18 protein-coding genes are annotated in these 18,922 nt (G+C 46.1%); 9 read left to right on the top strand and 9 right to left on the bottom strand.

Annotated elements, in window-relative coordinates; translation table 11 throughout:
- Positions 1 to 14 precede the first annotated feature (14 nt).
- The 6 genes from ABTQ23_RS07490 to def form a co-directional block, all read right to left on the bottom strand.
- Positions 15 to 767 carry a glycosyltransferase gene (locus ABTQ23_RS07490; protein WP_408615064.1) on the bottom strand — a complete coding sequence of 251 codons (753 nt, stop codon included), beginning with the start codon at positions 765 to 767 and terminating at the stop codon, positions 15 to 17.
- Between the two features lie 43 nt (positions 768 to 810).
- A complete protein-coding gene (locus tag ABTQ23_RS07485; RefSeq protein ID WP_408615267.1) occupies positions 811 to 2,265 on the bottom strand; it encodes a TrkH family potassium uptake protein in 1,455 nt (484 codons plus the stop codon).
- On the bottom strand, positions 2,265 to 3,641 hold the full coding sequence (trkA, locus tag ABTQ23_RS07480) for a Trk system potassium transporter TrkA (protein WP_408615063.1): 1,377 nt from the start codon (positions 3,639 to 3,641) through the stop codon (positions 2,265 to 2,267). Before trkA ends, ABTQ23_RS07485 begins: the two co-directional genes overlap by 1 nt.
- A 66-nt stretch (positions 3,642 to 3,707) precedes the next feature.
- Positions 3,708 to 5,006, bottom strand: coding sequence for a 16S rRNA (cytosine(967)-C(5))-methyltransferase RsmB (gene rsmB, locus ABTQ23_RS07475; protein ID WP_408615062.1), 1,299 nt, complete (start codon positions 5,004 to 5,006; stop codon positions 3,708 to 3,710).
- Positions 5,003 to 5,956 carry a methionyl-tRNA formyltransferase gene (gene fmt / locus ABTQ23_RS07470; protein ID WP_408615061.1) on the bottom strand — a complete coding sequence of 318 codons (954 nt, stop codon included), beginning with the start codon at positions 5,954 to 5,956 and terminating at the stop codon, positions 5,003 to 5,005. Before fmt ends, rsmB begins: the two co-directional genes overlap by 4 nt.
- Before the next feature lie 22 nt (positions 5,957 to 5,978).
- Entirely contained in the window at positions 5,979 to 6,497 is a 519-nt protein-coding gene (gene def, locus ABTQ23_RS07465; RefSeq protein WP_408615060.1) for a peptide deformylase, read from the bottom strand.
- A gap of 200 nt (positions 6,498 to 6,697) precedes the next feature.
- Between def and dprA the strand changes: the two genes are divergently transcribed.
- From dprA to ABTQ23_RS07450, 3 genes are read left to right on the top strand one after another with little or no spacing between them, the layout of a single operon-like run.
- Positions 6,698 to 7,798 carry a DNA-processing protein DprA gene (gene dprA, locus ABTQ23_RS07460; protein ID WP_408615059.1) on the top strand — a complete coding sequence of 367 codons (1,101 nt, stop codon included), beginning with the start codon at positions 6,698 to 6,700 and terminating at the stop codon, positions 7,796 to 7,798.
- On the top strand, positions 7,798 to 8,271 hold the full coding sequence (locus ABTQ23_RS07455) for a DUF494 family protein (protein WP_408615058.1): 474 nt from the start codon (positions 7,798 to 7,800) through the stop codon (positions 8,269 to 8,271). The genes dprA and ABTQ23_RS07455 overlap by 1 nt, the downstream gene beginning before the upstream one ends.
- Positions 8,272 to 8,331: 60 nt before the next feature.
- Positions 8,332 to 8,922, top strand: coding sequence for a DNA topoisomerase family protein (locus ABTQ23_RS07450; RefSeq protein WP_408615057.1), 591 nt, complete (start codon positions 8,332 to 8,334; stop codon positions 8,920 to 8,922).
- Here the strand turns inward: ABTQ23_RS07450 and ABTQ23_RS07445 are convergent.
- Together ABTQ23_RS07445 and purE are read right to left on the bottom strand one after the other, a co-directional pair.
- Positions 8,919 to 10,052 (bottom strand): 5-(carboxyamino)imidazole ribonucleotide synthase, encoded by a 1,134-nt coding sequence (locus ABTQ23_RS07445; protein ID WP_408615056.1) that lies wholly within the window; start codon positions 10,050 to 10,052, stop codon positions 8,919 to 8,921. The two genes, ABTQ23_RS07450 and ABTQ23_RS07445, sit on opposite strands and share 4 nt — an antisense overlap.
- Positions 10,053 to 10,054: 2 nt before the next feature.
- On the bottom strand, positions 10,055 to 10,540 hold the full coding sequence (purE, locus tag ABTQ23_RS07440) for a 5-(carboxyamino)imidazole ribonucleotide mutase (RefSeq protein ID WP_408615055.1): 486 nt from the start codon (positions 10,538 to 10,540) through the stop codon (positions 10,055 to 10,057).
- A gap of 277 nt (positions 10,541 to 10,817) precedes the next feature.
- Between purE and tsaC the strand changes: the two genes are divergently transcribed.
- From tsaC to mdoH, 6 genes are all read left to right on the top strand, one after another.
- Complete coding sequence (gene tsaC / locus ABTQ23_RS07435) at positions 10,818 to 11,375, top strand: L-threonylcarbamoyladenylate synthase type 1 TsaC (protein ID WP_408615054.1); 558 nt, start codon at positions 10,818 to 10,820, stop codon at positions 11,373 to 11,375.
- A 13-nt stretch (positions 11,376 to 11,388) separates the two neighbouring features.
- Entirely contained in the window at positions 11,389 to 12,312 is a 924-nt protein-coding gene (hemF, locus tag ABTQ23_RS07430) for an oxygen-dependent coproporphyrinogen oxidase (protein WP_408615053.1), read from the top strand.
- Positions 12,313 to 12,438: 126 nt separating this feature from the next.
- A complete protein-coding gene (locus ABTQ23_RS07425) occupies positions 12,439 to 12,795 on the top strand; it encodes a MaoP family protein (protein WP_408615052.1) in 357 nt (118 codons plus the stop codon).
- Between the two features lie 111 nt (positions 12,796 to 12,906).
- Positions 12,907 to 13,725 (top strand): shikimate dehydrogenase, encoded by an 819-nt coding sequence (gene aroE, locus ABTQ23_RS07420; protein WP_408615051.1) that lies wholly within the window; start codon positions 12,907 to 12,909, stop codon positions 13,723 to 13,725.
- Between the two features lie 278 nt (positions 13,726 to 14,003).
- On the top strand, positions 14,004 to 15,611 hold the full coding sequence (locus tag ABTQ23_RS07415; RefSeq protein ID WP_408615050.1) for an OpgD/OpgG family glucan biosynthesis protein: 1,608 nt from the start codon (positions 14,004 to 14,006) through the stop codon (positions 15,609 to 15,611).
- A gap of 8 nt (positions 15,612 to 15,619) precedes the next feature.
- Positions 15,620 to 17,833 (top strand): glucans biosynthesis glucosyltransferase MdoH, encoded by a 2,214-nt coding sequence (gene mdoH / locus ABTQ23_RS07410; RefSeq protein ID WP_408615049.1) that lies wholly within the window; start codon positions 15,620 to 15,622, stop codon positions 17,831 to 17,833.
- Between the two features lie 32 nt (positions 17,834 to 17,865).
- Here mdoH and ABTQ23_RS07405 read toward each other — a convergent pair whose 3' ends face one another.
- Complete coding sequence (locus ABTQ23_RS07405; protein WP_408615048.1) at positions 17,866 to 18,408, bottom strand: gamma carbonic anhydrase family protein; 543 nt, start codon at positions 18,406 to 18,408, stop codon at positions 17,866 to 17,868.
- Between the last annotated feature and the right edge of the window lie 514 nt (positions 18,409 to 18,922).

Below are 18,922 nucleotides of genomic sequence, written 5' to 3'. Positions count from 1 at the left end.
TTTCATTGACTTCTTTATTTTTTTATTTCAGGTAAATCTCCTTTTCCCACAATTAAAATTTTAACATTTTTGATAATGGAATCAGGTAGATCTTCTATTATCTTGATGAAGTTGTCTAACCCTCGTTTTTGGAAGTCTCCTGAAGTTACAAAACCAATAACTATCTCATTTTCTTTGATGCCTAAAATATTTTTATTATTTTTAATGGATGTTGCATTTTGAACATAGAATGTATTTGGGTTAAATGATGGATATATCACATCTATTATATCTTCAGATATGTTAAACCTAGCTATTAGATCAGATTTCATTAAATTTGAATTAGCGATAATCCGCTTAAAATTTCTGCTATTTAATAACTTAGTATGAAATAGATTTAACTGATTATCTTCAGGTAGAGGTTCATTATGAATAAGCTCATGGGCTAGATGTACACAATTGTGTAAGTATAATATATCTTGATAAAGGTTATCCCCATGCCCAATAACTAAATCAAAATTGCCCTTGTTTATAAAATCAGATGCCTTGTTATCAAAGTGAACACGTTTGCTGAAACTATTGCCAAATAATTTTTTTCGACATATTTTGAAATTTAAGTGATTTTTATTAGCATATTTTTTGTCAATATTTAAAGAAAATAGATTATTATTAAATTTATCTCCTTCAAGAGTATTCAGAATATCAAAAACAACTCGAGTTGCCCCTGAGTACATTTTGTCTAGGTTTCGTTTGACATTTAGAACATTTATCTTTTGTGTTGTTTGCATAGTCTAGAATCACACATTAATAGTTTTAGTTAAGGAGTATAAATTAAATATCTCGCCAGTAAGCGGGGAAGAACAAAACTGCAACCGTTAGAATTTCGAGCCGCCCCATCAACATTCCTAAACTTAGTAACCACTTAGCCATATCTGATAACGAAGCAAAGTTGCTGCTTGGGCCAATCACTGAGCCAATACCTGGTCCAACGTTGGCGACGGCTGTAATCGCGCCGCTGATGGCTGTGATTGGGCCACTGCCTAAAAAGCTTAATGCAGCGGATAGAACAATGATTGTTAAAATATAAGCGACAGTGAATGCCACCATCGAGCGGATAATTTCATCCGAGACTGGGCGGTCATTATAACGTTGTGGGAAAATTCCTCGTGGATACAATAGTTGGCGAATTTGCTTGTGAAAGAGCGTTCCAGCTATCTGCAGACGGAAGATTTTCAGCCCTCCAGCCGTTGAGCCAGAGCAGGCTCCAACTAACATCAAAAAGATGAATAGTGTGGTGGTGAAATGTCCCCACTGGCTAAAGTCCGTCAGGCCGTAACCGGTTGTGGTAATAATAGATAAGATATTAAACAGGCTGATACGCAGCGCATCGGTAAAATGCAAAGCGGAATGCTGCCACAGCCAAAGACTCATAATAGCGCCGATGATGACGATAATGAGCAAGAAACCGCGTACTTGGGCGTCATGAGTTAACTGACTGAGCCGTTTTTGTCGAAGTGCTTGGACAAAAAGTAAAAACGGTAAGCCGCCCAAGAACATAAATAGAATACCGTTCCAGTGAGCGATTTTACTAAAGTGCGCCATCGATTGATCGGAGGTGGAATATCCCCCCGTGGATAACGTGGTCATGGAGTGGTTGATGGCATCAAACCAGCTCATTCCAGACAAGCGATAGCCGATGGCGCATAAAATACTTAAAATGCTGTACACCGCGAGAATATTACCCGCGACATATTTCGTGCGTGGGGCACTTTTTTCCGACCAATCAGAAGATTCGGTTTGGAACAGCCGCATCCCGCCGACATTTAGAAACGGCAGAATCGCCACGGCTAATACAATAAATCCAATGCCGCCTAGCCATTGTAATAATGAGCGCCACAAAAGCAGTGCCGGAGGCAACTTATCTAAGCCAGATAAAATAGTTGAACCGGTTGTCGTCAGCCCTGACATGGTTTCAAAATAGGCATCGGTGTAACTGGTGTGGCCCAAAAACATGATGGGTAGCGCGCCAAAAGCGCAGCAAATCACCCACACCGAACTGGTCAGAAGGAACATCTCGCGTGCTTTCATTCTCGATTGCGTCATCTTTCCTAAGCGCAATAGTAAAAATGAAAACAGATGAGTAATCACAATTGCCTGAATGAAGTTCACAACGCCCGGCGTGTTGGTGAAAAAGGCAACAGCAGCCGGGATGTACATAAACAGGGCCAGTTTAGACAGCACTAATCCATTGACGAAGATGATAGGGCGTAGCTTAACCGGGAGGATCACAGGAAGAACGGGCTCGGTTGGAAGAGCTTTTCAACGTCCGGAATGTATTTCTTATCGACTAAGAACATCACCACATGGTCATTTTGTTCAATCCGGGTGTCGTCATGGGCGATGATCACCTCTTCGCCGCGAACAACTGCCCCAATGGTTGTGCCTGTTGGCAAACTAAGTTCTCCAACGGTTCGGCCCACCACTTTTGAGGTGTGTTCGTCACCATGGGCAATGGCTTCAATCGCCTCTGCCGCGCCTCGACGAAGGGAATAAACGTTGACGATATCGCCTTTGCGCACATGGGTTAACAGAGCCGATAAGGTGGCTTGTTGTGGCGATATTGCCACATCAATGACGCCGCCTTGGACCAAATCAACATAGGCGGAGCGCTGAATCAGCACCATCGCTTTTTTCGCGCCGAGTTTTTTCGCCAGCATCGCTGACATAATGTTCGCTTCATCGTCATTGGTGACGGCGATAAAGACATCCACCTGCTCAATATGCTCTTCGCTTAACAGCTCTTGATCGGATGCATCACCACAAAACACAATGGTGTTGTTTAACATTTCAGAGAGGTATTCGGCCCGCTCGAGCGTCTGTTCAATCAGCTTGACGCTGTACTGATTTTCAAGCCGTTGTGCTAAAGCCGCACCAATGTTACCACCGCCGACAATCATAATTCGCCGATAGGGTTCTTCAAGGCGCTGCAGCTCACTCATGACAGAACGAATGTGCATACTTGGCGCAACGAAAAAGACCTCATCATCAGCTTCGATAACCGTAGTCCCTTGCGGACGAATGGCGTGATCCCGGCGAAAAATAGCTGCAACTCGCGTTTCGGTATTAGGGATATGATCGCGTAAAACTGATAAGGCATTGCCTACCAATGGCCCACCATAATAGGCTTTTACAGCAACTAACCCGACCTGACCGTTGGCAAAGTTCATCACTTGCAACGCACCAGGATAATCAATAAGGCGACTGATATAGTCAGTGACTAATTGTTCCGGAGCAATGAGGTGATCCAATGGAATGGCTTCAGGGCGGAACAGTTTTTCCTGCTCCGCTAAAATGGCCTGGGAGCGAATTCGAGCCACTTTGTTGGGGGTATTAAAGAGCGTATAGGCAATCTGACACGCAATCATGTTGGTTTCATCACTGTTGGTGACAGCAACCAGCATATCGGCATCATGGGCACCGGCTTCGCGCAATACATCTGGATCTGAGCCGTAACCTTGTACGACTCGCAGATCAAATTTGTCCTGTAGATCCCGTAGCCGTTCATTATCCGTATCGACCACGGTAATATCAGACTTCTCGCCCACTAAATTTTCAGCTAAGGTGCCGCCGACTTGGCCAGCCCCAAGAATAATAATTTTCATAGATTTAACAAGGTGATTAGCCTGTAACTAGGCATAGTTTGAACTGCTGCTGCTTGATTGGCAAGCTCAGCACCGTTTATGCAACCGCGCATAATAGAATCCATCCATGTGTTGCTCGCCTGGCAGGATTTGCCAGCCCGGTTGCTCTTTAGTGTCCATCTCATTAATTGCGATAAGCTGTGCATCTTCTTGCTGAGCTAAAAAGTTCGCAATTTGTGCTCGGTTCTCATCCGGTAAAATGGAACAGGTTGCGTATAACAGTGTCCCGCCCGGTTTCAGCTCTTGCCAAAGCGCATCAAGAATCGAGCGCTGTAATGTGGCTAGAGCATCAATATCATCTTTACGACGCAGCCATTTGATATCTGGATGACGTCGAATTACGCCCGTTGCAGAGCAGGGGGCATCTAATAAAATGCGATCGTAAGGGCCATCGGAGAAACTCTGTGGCTGAGATGCATCAGCCACTTGCAGACGGGCTTTTAATTTAAGCCGAGTGAGATTTTCTTGTACACGGCTTAATCTAAGTTCATCAACATCAATCGCCAATACGTCAAGATTGTCTGCAAGCTCTAACAGATGGCCGGTTTTACCGCCGGGGGCTGCACACGCATCTAAAATCTTTTCGCCCGGTTGTGGGTCGAGTAGACGGGCCGCCATTTGCGCAGCGCCATCTTGTACGGACACATCCCCTTGCTCAAAGCCAGGGAGTTTATGCACGCTTACAGGATGTTCAAGGCGCAACGCATCGACGCTTAATGGACTGGGATAAGCGTTCAGTTGCTCTTGGTTCAGACGAGCTAAATAATCGGTCGTATTCTGGTGGCGCTGATTGACTCGCAGCCACATCGGCGCACGTTCGTTGTTTGCAGATAAAACGGCTTGCCAGCTATCTGGGTAGGCATTTTCAATGGCTTCGCTTAGCCATTTAGGATGGCAAAACTGCAAGCTTGGCTGATTGATGATGGCATCCATTAGCTCATCTCGTTTGCGCAGCGCTGAGCGTAATACGCCATTAATAACTTTGCTAAAACTGTTCAGTTTGAGTTCGCGACTGGCCTGAACGGTTTCGCTGACCGCCGCATGAGGTGGAATGCGCGTGTAAAAGAGCTGATAAAGACCGACCAAAATCAGAAAATGTCCGCAGCGATATTTGCCTTTGAGTGGCTTATCCATCAACTGCCGAGTCCAAAAATCTAACCGTGGTAATAAGCGGATCACGCCATAACAAAGTTCTTGAACCAGTGGTCTGTCTTTGGCGGCGCAGCGCTCCAATTGTTGATCAAGCTGAGCGCTGAGCGATTGGTTTTTTTCGATAACTTGGTAGCTAATCGTGGCTGCTAAAGAACGCGCACAAAGTGGCTTCATGATAATAATTCCAACTGGCTACCAACTGTAAACCAGTCTTTGCGAGCATTTAATAGATCAACGACGCCGAGTGCTTTTTTCCCCGGCAGTTGCAGGACTTCTAATTTGAGCGCTTGCTCTTGGGTGGCAACGACAATGCCATGTTTATCGGCACTGACAATCGTACCAGGTGCTGCAGCTTCGTCTAATGCAACGACGCTTGCTTTGTGCACTTTGATATCGACATCGTGGTGATGAAAATAGCTCATTGGCCAAGGGTTAAATGCCCGGGTGCAACGTTCAATATGAGCGGCACTATCTTGCCAATTAATTTGTGCTTCAGCTTTAGATAACTTTTTGGCATAGCAGGTTTGAGCTTCATCCTGAGGCTCTGCGATAAGACTTCCCGCGGCCAATTTATCAAGGGCTTCTAACAGTGCTTGTGGGCCGATTTGCGCTAATTTTTCATAAAGGGATGCGCTAGTATCTGAAGGTTCAATCTCTAAACTGGCTTGGTGGAGCATGTCACCAGTATCAAGGCCTTCATCCATCTGCATGATGGTGACACCCGTTTTCGCATCTCCTGCCCAAATTGCGCGTTGAATCGGGGCGGCTCCGCGCCAGCGCGGCAAAAGTGAGCCATGCACATTAATACAGCCATATTTAGGCGTCTCAAGAACTGCTTTGGGCAGAATAACGCCATAAGCAACGACAACCATTAGGTCTGCATTTAACTCGCGAAGCTGCTGCTGGGCATCTTCGCTGCGCAGTGACTGTGGTTGATATACCGTTAATTGATGCTCTTGGGCGAGTTGCTTAACGGCGCTGGCGGTTAATTTTTTTCCGCGTCCAGCTGGGCGATCCGGTTGGGTATATACAGCGACAACCTCAAAAGGGCTGTCAATTAAAGCACTAAGGTGACGTGCCGCAAAATCTGGGGTTCCGGCAAAAACAATACGTAATGGCTTCAAACTAAACTCCTGCAAATATCATTTAAGCTCGTGTGCGAGCTTCGCGTTTAGCTAGTTTTTCCATTTTCTGTTTCACTCGTTGACGTTTCAGCGGCGAAAGATAATCGATGAACAGCTTCCCTTTGAGATGATCCATTTCATGCTGAATACAGATAGCAAGCAGGCCGGTGGCGTCCAGCTGAAATGAATTGCCGTCGCGATCGAGTGCTTTGACTGTAACTTCAGTTGAGCGCTCAACTTCAGCGCGATATTCAGGAACACTCAGGCAGCCTTCTTCGTTCATAGCACAACTCGCTGAGCGCTCAATGATCTCTGGATTAATCAAAACGATACGCTCGTCCCGAGTTTCGGAACAATCCATCACAATAATTCGCTGATGAATATCAACCTGAGTTGCAGCCAGACCTACACCGTCTTCGGCATACATCGTGTCAAACATGTCATCAACGATTTGTTGAATTTTTGGGGTTACCTCAGCGACCGGCTTGGCAATGGTGCGTAGCCGCTCATCGGGAAATCGTAATACATTCAGAACTGCCATTGGAACAGGTCACCTTCTTCTTTGTTCATGTTACGTGCTTATATATCCGGCTATTTTAGTCATATCTGTCGGTAAAAAACAGCTTTACCCAGTGATTGGCGCATTGCTTTTGCCAATCTGTCTCATTGGTCACAGCGATGTTTCGCCATTGGTGCAGGGTTGTGTACAATAATTGATAAAATAATCAATTAAAGATAAATATGAGTGATTCAAATATTTCTGATGTTATTTTGCGCCTTTATGCCGTGCCTGGCATCGGTCCGAAAAAGCTGGCAAAGCTACTCTTGCATCTAAGCGGCGATGAACTAGACAAGCTTAATCGCACAACTCTTAGTGAATATGGTTTCAATTCTTCGCAAATTCAAGCGTATTTATCTGGATGCGCGCAGCTTGATAAAGCACGCCTCTGGCGACAAGCTTCAACTAACCATCATATTGTGACACTGGCTGATGCCGCTTACCCTGAGCGCTTAAAGCAAATTGTCGCGCCGCCACCGGTGTTGTTTGTGGTGGGCTCGGTGAGCGCTCTAGCAAAGAGGCAAATAGCCATTGTAGGTAGCCGTCAGGCGGGAATCGTTGCCAAGCGGCAAGTGAGCCATATTGCGGCTCAGCTTGCTGAATGTGGCATTGTGATTACCAGCGGCTTGGCTTTGGGAATCGATGGCGCAGCTCATCAAGGCGCGCTTGAAAAAGGGCAAACCATTGCGGTGATGGGCACGGGATGCGATCGCATTTATCCGGCTCGGCATCGCCAGCTCGCCCAGCAAATTAGCTGCCAAGGGGCGTTGGTGAGTGAATTTTTCCCCGGAACCGCGGCGAATGCACAACACTTCCCGCGTCGCAATCGCGTGATTAGCGCGTTAAGCATTGGGGTTATGGTCTCTGAAGCGGCGCTCAAAAGCGGCTCGCTCATCACCGCTCATTATGCCCTTGAACAAAATCGCGAAATATTTGCTATTCCCGGAAATATAGACAACCCTTTAACCGAGGGGCCACATCGATTAATTCAGCATGGGGCTAAACTCATCACGTCAGCAGCCGATATTTTAGAAGAGGTAATTCCGATTGCGCCAGATATTTTGGACAAAAAGGCGTTACCATCAGATAATAGTTGCCAACAACAATTGCCAACGGGTGGATTGTTGGATAACGTAGGTTATGAGACGACATCGATTGATGAAATTGTCGAACGCAGCTTACTGCCCGTAGAACAAGTCGTCGGAAAACTGATTGAACTGGAAATGTCTGGTTTTATTGGCGTTGTACCCGGCGGTTATGTCCGATTGAGGAGGAACCCGTGATGTTTGATATCCTCATGTATCTTTTCGAAACATACATCCATAGCGATGTTGAATTGTTAATGGATCATGATGAGCTTACCGATGAGCTTACTCGTGCAGGTTTTCGAAAAGAGGAGATCTATAAAGCCTTGGATTGGCTGGAGCAGCTTGCTGCACTTCAGGAAAGTGATACCCATCCTTATCTGAATCCGTCTGCAACACCCGCAATTCGTATCTTTACTGCCCCAGAAATGGCGAAGTTAGATGTGGAATGTCGCGGCTTTTTAATGTTCTTAGAACAGATTAAAGTGTTGACAGCCGAAACTCGTGAGATGGTCATTGACCGTGTTATGGAACTGGATAGCCCTGAGATTGAACTTGAAGATCTTAAGTGGATCATTCTGATGGTGCTGTTTAATGTTCCCGGAAGTGAATCAGCTTACCAGCAAATGGAAGAGCTTCTTTTCGAAGTGGGTGATGGCATCTTGCATTAACAGTAATCTGTTATGATGGGCCTCACCCATCATCATTGACAGGTTTTTGTTAAGAGATTTATGGCTAAGATAGACCCCAAATTGTTTTCTGCGCACAAACATGCGCTGGAAGGGCCTGATGACCCTTGTCCAGAGTGTGGCGCGCCACTTGTGTATCACCATCGTAAAAACGGCTCCTTTATAGGTTGTAGCCGTTATCCTGAATGTAGCTATTCCCGTCCTTTGCATGATGACAGCGCGAAAATCGAAAAGCCGCTGCCAGGGACAGTGTGTCCTGAATGTGGTCGAGAACTGGTGCTGCGCAGTGGCCGTTATGGCTTATTTGTCGGTTGCAGTGGTTTTCCTGAATGTAACCATATCGAGCCGCTGAATGCGCAACAGGCCGAAGAAGATATTCCTTGTCCTAGCTGCCATGAGGGGAAAATCGTCCGACGTCAATCGCGCTATGGCAAAACGTTTTACGCGTGTAATTGCTATCCTAAGTGTAAGTTTGCCGTAAATTATCAGCCGGTTGTAGGAATGTGTCAGTTCTGTGGTTTTGAGCTTTTGGTCAAACGCTCAAAAGGTGGCCATGAGCGGTTATATTGCGCCAGCAAAAAATGCGGGAAAATACAGCCGGAGCCTGAAGATGACTCCGGCAAGAGCTCTTAATGATTCTCTAGATATTCATGTAAACCCGGGAATTGATCCGAAGGTAACAGTTTAGCGATATCCTTGATGCGGGCGATTAACTGCGTTGCATCGTCGGCGCTGACATTAATGTGGCCCATTTTGCGACCTGGACGTTTGTCTTTGCCATACCAATGAACCCGAGTGCCGGGCGCTGAGTAGATAGCTGGAGCTACCTCGTCCTGACCTAAGATGTTGATCATGGCAGTTGGCGTTCTAAGCTCGGTATCACCAAGCGGCAAATTAGCAACTGCCCGCAGATGGTTATCAAACTGGCTGACAAATGCGCCTTGCTGACTCCAGTGCCCTGAATTATGCACGCGCGGAGCAATTTCGTTGACCAACAGTTTTTCACCGACAACAAAAAACTCAATGGCGAGCACACCGACATAATTGAGAGTGTTTGCAATCGCTTCAAACATCTGCTGCGCTTGTTGCTGCAGAGCATCGCTTTGTTTGCCATCAACAATCGATAAGTTAAGAACACCCTGATAGTGGTGGTTGACAGCCAACGGATAGACTTTGACTGAGCCATCGTGAGCGCGAGCACCAATTAGTGATACTTCGCGATCAAAGGGGATCATTTTTTCGCCAACAATCGCTTGGCTGGGATTGGCATTTAAAAATGCTTCCAGCTCATTGTAGAGCGCATTGGCATCGTCGTTGGCTTTTAAGCGCCATTGACCTTTGCCGTCATAGCCTGCCAGCGCGCTTTTTAAGACCATGGGTGTAGCAAGTTCACTGAGCGCTTTTTCAAAACTTGCTTTATCGGTGATAATCACATGCGGTGCATTGGCAACGTTGGCTTGCTCGAGCAGTTGTTTTTCTTTGCGCCGGTCCCCGCCTGCTTTAATCGCTTTGGCATCAGGGTACATTTTGCCGCTTTGCTCGCAGGTATCAAGAACATCGTAAGGGATGTGTTCAAACTCGCTCGTGATTACATCGGCCCAGTCAATTGCCTGTGCCAGAGACTGCTCATAACTATCGCCTGAAAGCGGGTGAACAACTTTGCCAGGGCCCACATCAAATGCTCTGAGCTCAAGGTTAAGTGGTAATCCATCAAGCGCCATCATCCGCGCCAGCTGGCCTGCCCCTAACACTAAAATCTTCATGATTATTCCTCGCTTGGATCCGGATGAGATAAAACTTGCTGAGTCTGCTGTTGACGGAACGCATCAATTTTTTTGGTGAGTTCCGTATCGCTAGTTGCTAAAATCTGTGCGGCTAAAAGCCCAGCATTCGCAGCGCCTGACTCACCGATAGCCAATGTACCAACGGCAACGCCTTTGGGCATCTGGACAATCGACAACAGCGAATCCACCCCTTTCAGCGCTCGCGATTTTACCGGAACACCTAAAACAGGTAACGAGGTAAAAGCTGCACACATGCCTGGTAAATGTGCAGCTCCGCCAGCTCCGGCAATAATTACTTTAATACCACGTTCACTGGCGCTTTGGGCGTAGTCGGCTAACAATTGGGGGGTGCGATGAGCCGAGACCACTTTAGTTTCATATTCAATATTAAACTGGTCCAACATGGCGGCGGCATGCGACATAGTTGGCCAGTCGGACTTAGAGCCCATAATAATTCCGACTTTCATTTCCGACTCCTGTGAGTTGCTGCTTATATCGAAACGACTGGCATTATATACACAAATGTCCACCTATGCAGGCTTGTTCACATTTGCTATCGAGTGCAAAATAACCCGCGGTGTGAAAAGACGCATGTTCTATGCGTGTAAATACTGTCGTGGCAAAGAGAAATCGCGTATGGTAGCGGCAGTTAGAAATGTTAATTATTTGTGATTTTATCGCTTAAAGAGCCTCTTCATGGGCTGCGTTAATTGTGAATTATCATCAAAAAGTGGAGGAATAACGTTGAGTAATCTTGATCAGGCGGTGAGCGCGCTGCAACGTGGAGAGGTTATTGCCTATCCGACGGAGGGTGTTTTTGGTTTAGGTTGCGATCCGGATAATCCTCAGGCAATTCAACAGTTACTGGCAATTAAACAGCGAGCCAAAGAAAAGGGTTTAATCCTGATTGCTGGCAGTTTTGAACAGCTTTCGCCTTACGTTGATTTGCACACGTTGAGTGAGCAGCGCCGCCAACAGATTTTTGCCAGTTGGCCAGGAGCTGTGACTTGGGTGTTGCCAACTTCTGAGAAAACCAGCGATTGGGTCAGTGGTCAATTTGATACCGTCGCGGTGCGAGTGACGGATCACCCTCAGGTTATTGCGCTTTGTCAGGCGCTGGGTAAACCCATTATTTCAACCAGTGCTAATTTATCGGGTCAGCCAGCGGCGCTTTGCTATGAAGACGTTGTGGCGCAACTGGGCGAGCGGCTTGAAACAATTTTGCAAGGTCAGACCAGTGGCCGACAAAAACCGAGTAAAATTATTGATGGCCGTAGTGGCCGAGTTTTTCGCGAAGGATAAAAAGAGGTTTTAAATGGCCACGGTGAATCCAGAGCAAGTGTTTGCTTATTTAAACACGCTTCAAGATGATATCTGCGCGGCATTTTCGGCATTTGATGATAAAGCCTTTACCATCGATAGCTGGCGCAAAGAACCTGGTGAACGTGGTTTAAAAGGCGGCGGACAGAGCCGGGTTTTAAACAATTGCGTGTTTGAACAAGTGGGCGTTAATCTCTCTCATGTGCAAGGTGATACGCTGCCACCTTCAGCGACAGCCAATCGTCCTGAGCTAACCGGATGCCAATTTGAAGCCATGGGCGTTTCAGTGGTTGCGCATCCGCGCAATCCGTTTGTGCCAACCAGCCATGCTAATGTGCGTTTTTTTGTGGCCGATAAACCGGGCCAAGAACCTATTTGGTGGTTTGGTGGCGGGTTTGATTTAACGCCGTTTTATCCCGTTGATGAAGATGTTCGCCATTGGCATCAGGTGGCTCATGACTTGTGTGCGCCATTTGGTGAAAATCGCTATCAAGAGCATAAAAAATGGTGCGACCAATATTTTTATCTGCCGCATCGTCAAGAGGCCCGAGGTGTCGGTGGATTATTTTTTGATGACCTGAATAGCCCTGATTTTGCAAGTTGTTTTGCCTATCTAAAAGCGGTTGGGCACGGATTTCTCGATGGCTATCTGCCCATCGTTCACAAACGAATGAATCACCCCTATGACGAGCAACAAAGAGCATTTCAACTGTATCGGCGGGGCCGTTATGTGGAATTTAATTTAGTGTACGATCGCGGCACTTTATTTGGCCTGCAAAGCGGTGGTCGAACGGAGTCTATTTTGATGTCGATGCCGCCGTTGGTGCGTTGGCAATATGGCTATCAGCCACAGGCTGACTCTGACGAGTCTCGGCTTGGCGAATATCTCAAATCTCGCAATTGGTTAGCTGAATTATAACCATCGTTTGATTAAGACAAAAAATTCATCATTTTTTTCTTGCATGTTGGCTCAGTTTAGATTATTTACTCACTTTGAAAGTTGGTCGTGATGCAATGCATCGTTTTAGAAGAGATGAAGCCAGTTATGAGTGGATCTTTTGCAACGAATCGTCGTTTTTATGACGACAAGCATTTTCCAAGAGGGTTCTCACGCTCTGGAGTTTTTACTATCAAAGAAGCACAAGTGCTAGAAAGCTTTGGCCATGCATTTAAAGAGCTGGATGAACAACTTCGCCAGCCAAATGATGTGGTTGAGCAGCATTTTGTCGCTGTCTGCCGTGGTGAACAAAACCCAGAGTCGCTCGAAGAAAAAGCTTGGCTTAAATTTAAACAGCGTACCGGGCGTCGTCGTTTTCACGCACTTGTCGGATCGCCGAAAGTAATTGCCGGCTCTGATGATGATGTAAGCAATGATGATGACGATATAGCTCTGGAAGATTAATATGATAAATACAGTGGCATCAGCCACTGTATTATAATTGATCCTCGAAATTACCCCGAAAAGTCGCTAAGGTGGAATAATCATTTACTTATTTTCTGCCCGAGGCGTATTGTGGATCGTTATGCAGTGATCGGTCATCCGGTTAGCCATTCCAAATCTCCTTTTATTCACACACTCTTTGCTCGTCAAACTTTTCAGCAGATGACTTATGAGGCGCTAGAGCTTCCTGAAGACCGTTTTGTTGAAGGGGTTAATGTCTTATTTGCTAATGGACTACGTGGTTGTAATGTCACCGTGCCGTTTAAGCAAGAAGCCTACAATTATGCCCAGCAACTGACCGAACGGGCGAAACTTGCTCAGGCCGTTAATACCCTTAAAGTGACCGATGATGGCATTATTCTTGGGGATAATACCGATGGGGCAGGTTTGTTAGCGGATTTAAAATTAGAGTTTGGTTCGCTTGAAAATCAGAAAATTTTGTTGGTTGGGGCCGGTGGCGCATCGCGTGGTGTGTTAGGGCCGCTGCTTGAAGCCAATCCGAATAAAGTTGTGATTTGTAACCGCACACCTGCCAAAGCAAAAGCGCTTGGCGAACAATTTAGCAGTTTGGGTAACGTGAGCTTTTCGTTGATTGAAGCGCTTGATGAACCATTCGATCTAATTATTAATGCCACCTCGGCAAGTTTGGGCGGTAGTGCATTAGCTTTGCCAGAGCATCTTATTCATCACAAAATTTGTTGTTATGACATGATGTATATGCCCGGATTGACGCCTTTTAATCAATGGGCTAAAAATCTTGGGGCTCGTCAAGTTCTTGATGGCGTGGGAATGTTAGTGGCTCAGGCGGCGGAAAGCTTTGCTATTTGGCGAGGTTTACGACCCGGTGTTCGCTCTGTGATCAATGAATTACGCCGAAATATGCGCACTTAAGCCAATAAAATGGGTTAATAACTACTCTAAGCGTGAGTCGATATCTATATTTATGGATGTTTTTTTTAACTAAGCTCAATTATATTAGTCGCCATATTCGTATCTTGTTGTCTATTTGAAAGCTAAAAACTCCCAAAAAACGGCTTTAACGGCTATTTTGGAAAGAACACGGTGAATAAATAACCACAACAGATATTTTGAAATAACAGGGTAATGACAAAATAATAAGACGATTGCCTAATTTGAGTCTAAATAACGTACCAGTAAAGGTAGATTTCATGAAGAGAACTCAGAATCACCAGATGAGTAACTTTTGGCAGAAAACGCAGCAAATTGCCGTTGCCTTTTCACTGGTTTCAGTGACTGCCAGTTATGCATATGCTGATGATACGGCCAGTGGCGACCAACCTCCACAGCCTTATGTTCAATATACCAATAACGGTTCATATGACCGCAATCAGGTTTTGCAGCTGGCTAAAAAACTGGCCAAATCGCCATACCAAGCGCCGCAGGAACCGCTGCCGCAAAAACTCGTCGATATGTCATTGGCGGATTATCAAAATATTCTTTTCCAACCCACTCAGGCTATCTGGGGAAAAGATAATTTACCATTTAAAATGCAACTGCTGATGCGCGGCTCTTATTTTAAGATGCCTGTTGAAATCGCAACTGTTGATGGTGATAAATCGCAGCATATTGCATTTTCACCTAAATATTTCACCAACACCGCCGGCCAAGCGCTGTCATTACCAGAGCAGGATATTGGCTTTTCTGGCATCAGTTTATATTACCGTCTTAACCAGCCTGAAACATATAATAAAGTGATGCAGTTTCAGGGCGCTAGCTATTTTAAAGCGATTGGCAAAGGTGAAAATTGGGGCGCTTCAGCGCGTGGTTTAGCCATTGATACAGCAGATCCAAAAGGCGAGGAGATCCCGGTATTTCGCGCGTTCTGGGTTGAAAAACCAAGTTCGAGCAGCAACAGCATTGTTGTGAATGCCTTGCTTGACAGCCCAAGTGTCACTGGGGCTTATCGTTTCACTATTCGACCCAATGATGACACCGCGGTTGATGTTGAAGCATCGCTTTTCCCACGTAAAGACATTAGCAAAGTCGGTTTAGCGCCGATGAACAGCATGTATATGTTCTCAACGAATGATCGCCAGAATATCGATGATTATCGCCCTGAAGTTCATAACTCTGATGGTTTGTTAATGGTCAATGGCAAGGGTGAGCGTCTGTGGCGGCCATTGAATAATCCAAAAACATTGCAGATGAGCAGCTTTGTTGATGAAGCGCCGATTGGCTTTGGGTTGATGCAGCGCGATCGCAAATTTTCCGATTATCAAGATCTTCAGGCTAACTTCCAAGATCGTCCGAGCCTGTGGGTTGAACCCATTGGTAACTGGGGCAAAGGGAGCGTCACTTTAATTGAGATCCCATCTGATAGCGAAATTCACGACAACATTGTGGCGTATTGGCAGCCGCAAGAGCCACTCAAAGCCGGTGGTGAATATGACTTTTCTTACCGCTTGCATTGGGGCCAGTCGCCTCATCCACCAAGTCAGACCACATATGTGGTCAGTGGTACCTATAGTGGTCAAGCTCCGGGAAGTTCCGATGCAACCAAACGGGTCTTTGTGATTGATTACTCTGTTGTTGATGGTAAGTCAGTGGCCAATGCAACGATGCCAACGGTTAATGTGTCGGCATCAGCTGGCAAAGTTTCAAATGTCACGATTGTGAAAAATCCGCATAACCCTGGATATCGAGTGCAATTTGTCCTTGATGCTGATGATGCGCAGGCTTCTGAGCTGCGCGCTGAGCTGACATTTTCTGATAATCGCAGAGCCGAAACTTGGCTTGATCGTTGGACTGCCAATTAATCGAGGTAATGATGCAAGTAACGCCTAACTCATGTGAGCCAGGAATGCCTAACGAGCATCGAGCCGATATGCCAGCACAGGATCTGCATCATTTTAGCGCAGATCAGGTGCGTCAGCCGATTAACCCGAGTGCGGTTCGTTCATCGCCTTGGCGACGGATTTTAGTGCTCGGTGGCGCATTAGTGATCTCTGCGTTGGCTATTAATGAAATGCGAGCCGTGTTGGGAATTGGTGGCTTAACCCCACTGGAATATGTGGTTCTCGTATTATTCGCTCTGACTTTCTGCTGGATCACGGTCGCTTTTACAGGCTCTATTGCTGGGTTTTTCTCAGTTCTGGCCCGCTCCAATAAAGAGGTTGAGTGGTCTGACGAGCCACTCACGACTCGTACCGCTGTTTTAATGCCGACCTATAATGAAGACCCTGCGCGACTATTCGCAGGTCTTGAAGCGATGGCTCGGCAAGTGGTTGAAGCTGGTGGCGAAAATCATTTCGACTGGTGCATTATCAGTGATACGACTGATGCGAATATGGCGCGCAAAGAAGAGCAAGCTGTAACCTTGATGCGTCAGAATATGGGCGATAAAGTTAAAATTTATTATCGTCGGCGCCGCAAAAATATCGCCCGTAAATCAGGTAATGTAGAAGACTTTTGTGTACGTTGGGGCAGCTTGTATGATCATCTTTTAGTGCTGGACGCTGATAGCTTGATGAGTGGCCGAGTGATGGTCGAAATGGCGCGTCGCATGCAGAAGAACCCTGATTTAGGATTACTTCAAACGATTCCACGATTGATTAATGGTACAACCATTGTCGCTCGTCTGCAGCAATTTGCCGGACGCGTGTATGGACCGATTGTCGGTTCAGGCTTGTCTTGGTGGACCCAAAAAGAGGGTAACTTCTGGGGGCATAACGCGATTATTCGCACCAAAGCGTTTATGCAGGCAGCTGGGTTACCTAAATTGCCGGGTAAACCACCATTTGGTGGCTATATCTTAAGCCATGATTTTGTTGAGGCTGCGCTACTGCGTCGTAGTGGTTGGAGCGTTGAGATTGCGCACGATCTCAATGAATCCTATGAAGAGTCACCGCCGTCCATTGTGGATTTAGCGGTACGTGATAGGCGTTGGTGTCAGGGCAACTTGCAGCATACGCGGGTGATTGGTGGCAAACGCATCCATTGGGTAAGTCGTATGCACATTATGACTGGCATCATGTCTTATCTGTCGTCACCGCTGTGGTTAATGCTCATTATTGCCGGCCTTTTGTTAGCGCTGCAATATCAGTTTGTGCGTCCCGAGTATTTCCCGCAAGGGTATTCATTGTTTCCTACTTGGCCGTTGATGGACCCGGAGCGAGCATTGCGGTTGTTTGTTGTGACAATGGGAATTCTATTTGGTCCGAAAGTGCTTGGTCTTATCTCATTTCTTTGGGATAAAAAATGCCGTCGTGAGGCCGGTGGTTTCTTTAAAATCTTTGTTAGCTTTATTGTTGAGATGATTGTTTCGGCTCTTATCGCGCCGATTATGATGTTGATTCACTCAGGGGCTGTGACCTCAATCGTTTTGGGTCAAGATAGTGGCTGGAATCCACAGCGCCGAGATGATGGTCGTATCCCTTGGAAAGCTCTTTGGTATCGCCATCGTTGGCACGTGATTGGTGGCATTGTGCTGGCAGTATCATCGTATGTGATTTCATTAGATGTACTGGCTTGGTTATCGCCTGCAATTATCGGCATGGTATTGGCTGTCCCTCTCTCATCTTGGACTGGCTCGAATAAGATAGGTCGAGTGCTCAAACGTTGGGGCATTTTAAAAATACCTGAAGAAGCGCAGTTACCTTCTATCTGGCAAGAGATGGAACAATCACTGAAACGTTATGAGCAGCAACTGGCTCAGACGCCATCACTGGCCGATATTGCCAGTGATAAAGACTGGTTTAATATTCATATGCAATTGATGGATAGCTATGAGCCAAGAGTCGCGGGAGATGTTGAGGAGATTGATGCAACGGCGGCGATTAAAATTGCAGATGCCCACAGTATTGAACAGGCGGTCAGCTTTTTGAATGCCAAAGAGCAAGCCCGAGTACAAAATACGCCAGCATTGATGCAAGCGTTAGCTGATTTGCCAAGAACCGAGATACCTAGACTCAATGCGCCTGAACACGAGCAAACGTCACAAGAAGGGCAACGTTTGCTAACACTGTTACATAATTTATAGATTTTTAACTTCCAAGTCAGATAGCCGATAGGTTATCTGACTTGTTCTTCGTCAAGATATTCGTTTTTTAAAATTCGATAGTTTTCAGCAGATTGTTTTAAAAATTTCATTTCGTTATCAGAGAGTTCTCGCGCTCGAGTCACGGGGCTACCTAAATATAAATAGCCTGATTGTAGACGTTTGCCTGGAGGCACAAGGCTGCCAGCTCCAACCATGACATTGTCTTCAATGATAGCGCCATCAAGCACAACTGCGCTCATTCCGACTAACACTCGATTGCCAATGCAGCAGCCATGTAACGTGGCATTGTGCCCAACGGTAACATCATCGCCAATATACAGCGGGTATCCAGCAGGGTTCTTATCACTGTGGCGGGCGACGTGTAATACGCTACCATCTTGAATATTAGAACGCTGGCCGATTTGAATGTGATTTACATCGCCTCGAGCGGTCACTTGAGGCCAAATACTGCTGTCATCTCCAAGCTGGACGTCGCCAATCAGTACCGCGCTATCGTCAACATAAACCTGCTTTCCCAATGTTGGTGATTTATTTTTATATATCCTTAAAACCATTACTATCCTCATTCATTGCTGAGAGTGGCTATACTTTACCATAATGGGTAGTTGTCGCTTGGCCGATCCTAATATCTCTTGATTGATGTCATATCCGTGAGCAATTGTGATTTTTACCTCCCAATAAATGAATAAGAGGTGCCAGATTTGCATGATTTGTCACCAAATAACTCACTTTGTGTACACTGTTGGATGAAATCTCTACAAACAGTTAGAAAATAGCGAAAAATTGCAAAAAGCACTTGCGTAAAAATGCCGTATCCCTATAATGCACCACCACTGACGCGGCACACCTCACACGAGGTTGCAGTTCAAGGTTTCAAGCCGGTTTGGCTGGCTCGAAACGGAAAGCAAAAAACGAAAATAATCGTTGACAGGCTTTCCCCTGATGCGTAAGATGCGCATCCGCTTCAACGGCAAATGAGCTGAGAAGCAACCGTTCTTTAACAATTAATCAAGCAATCTGTGTGGGCACTCGCAGAAGATGATTTGCAAAAAGATTTAATCATCGACT

The organism is Celerinatantimonas sediminis (assembly GCF_046054195.1).
Lineage (GTDB): Bacteria > Pseudomonadota > Gammaproteobacteria > Enterobacterales > Celerinatantimonadaceae > Celerinatantimonas.
This window is presented reverse-complemented; position numbering and strand designations above follow the sequence as displayed.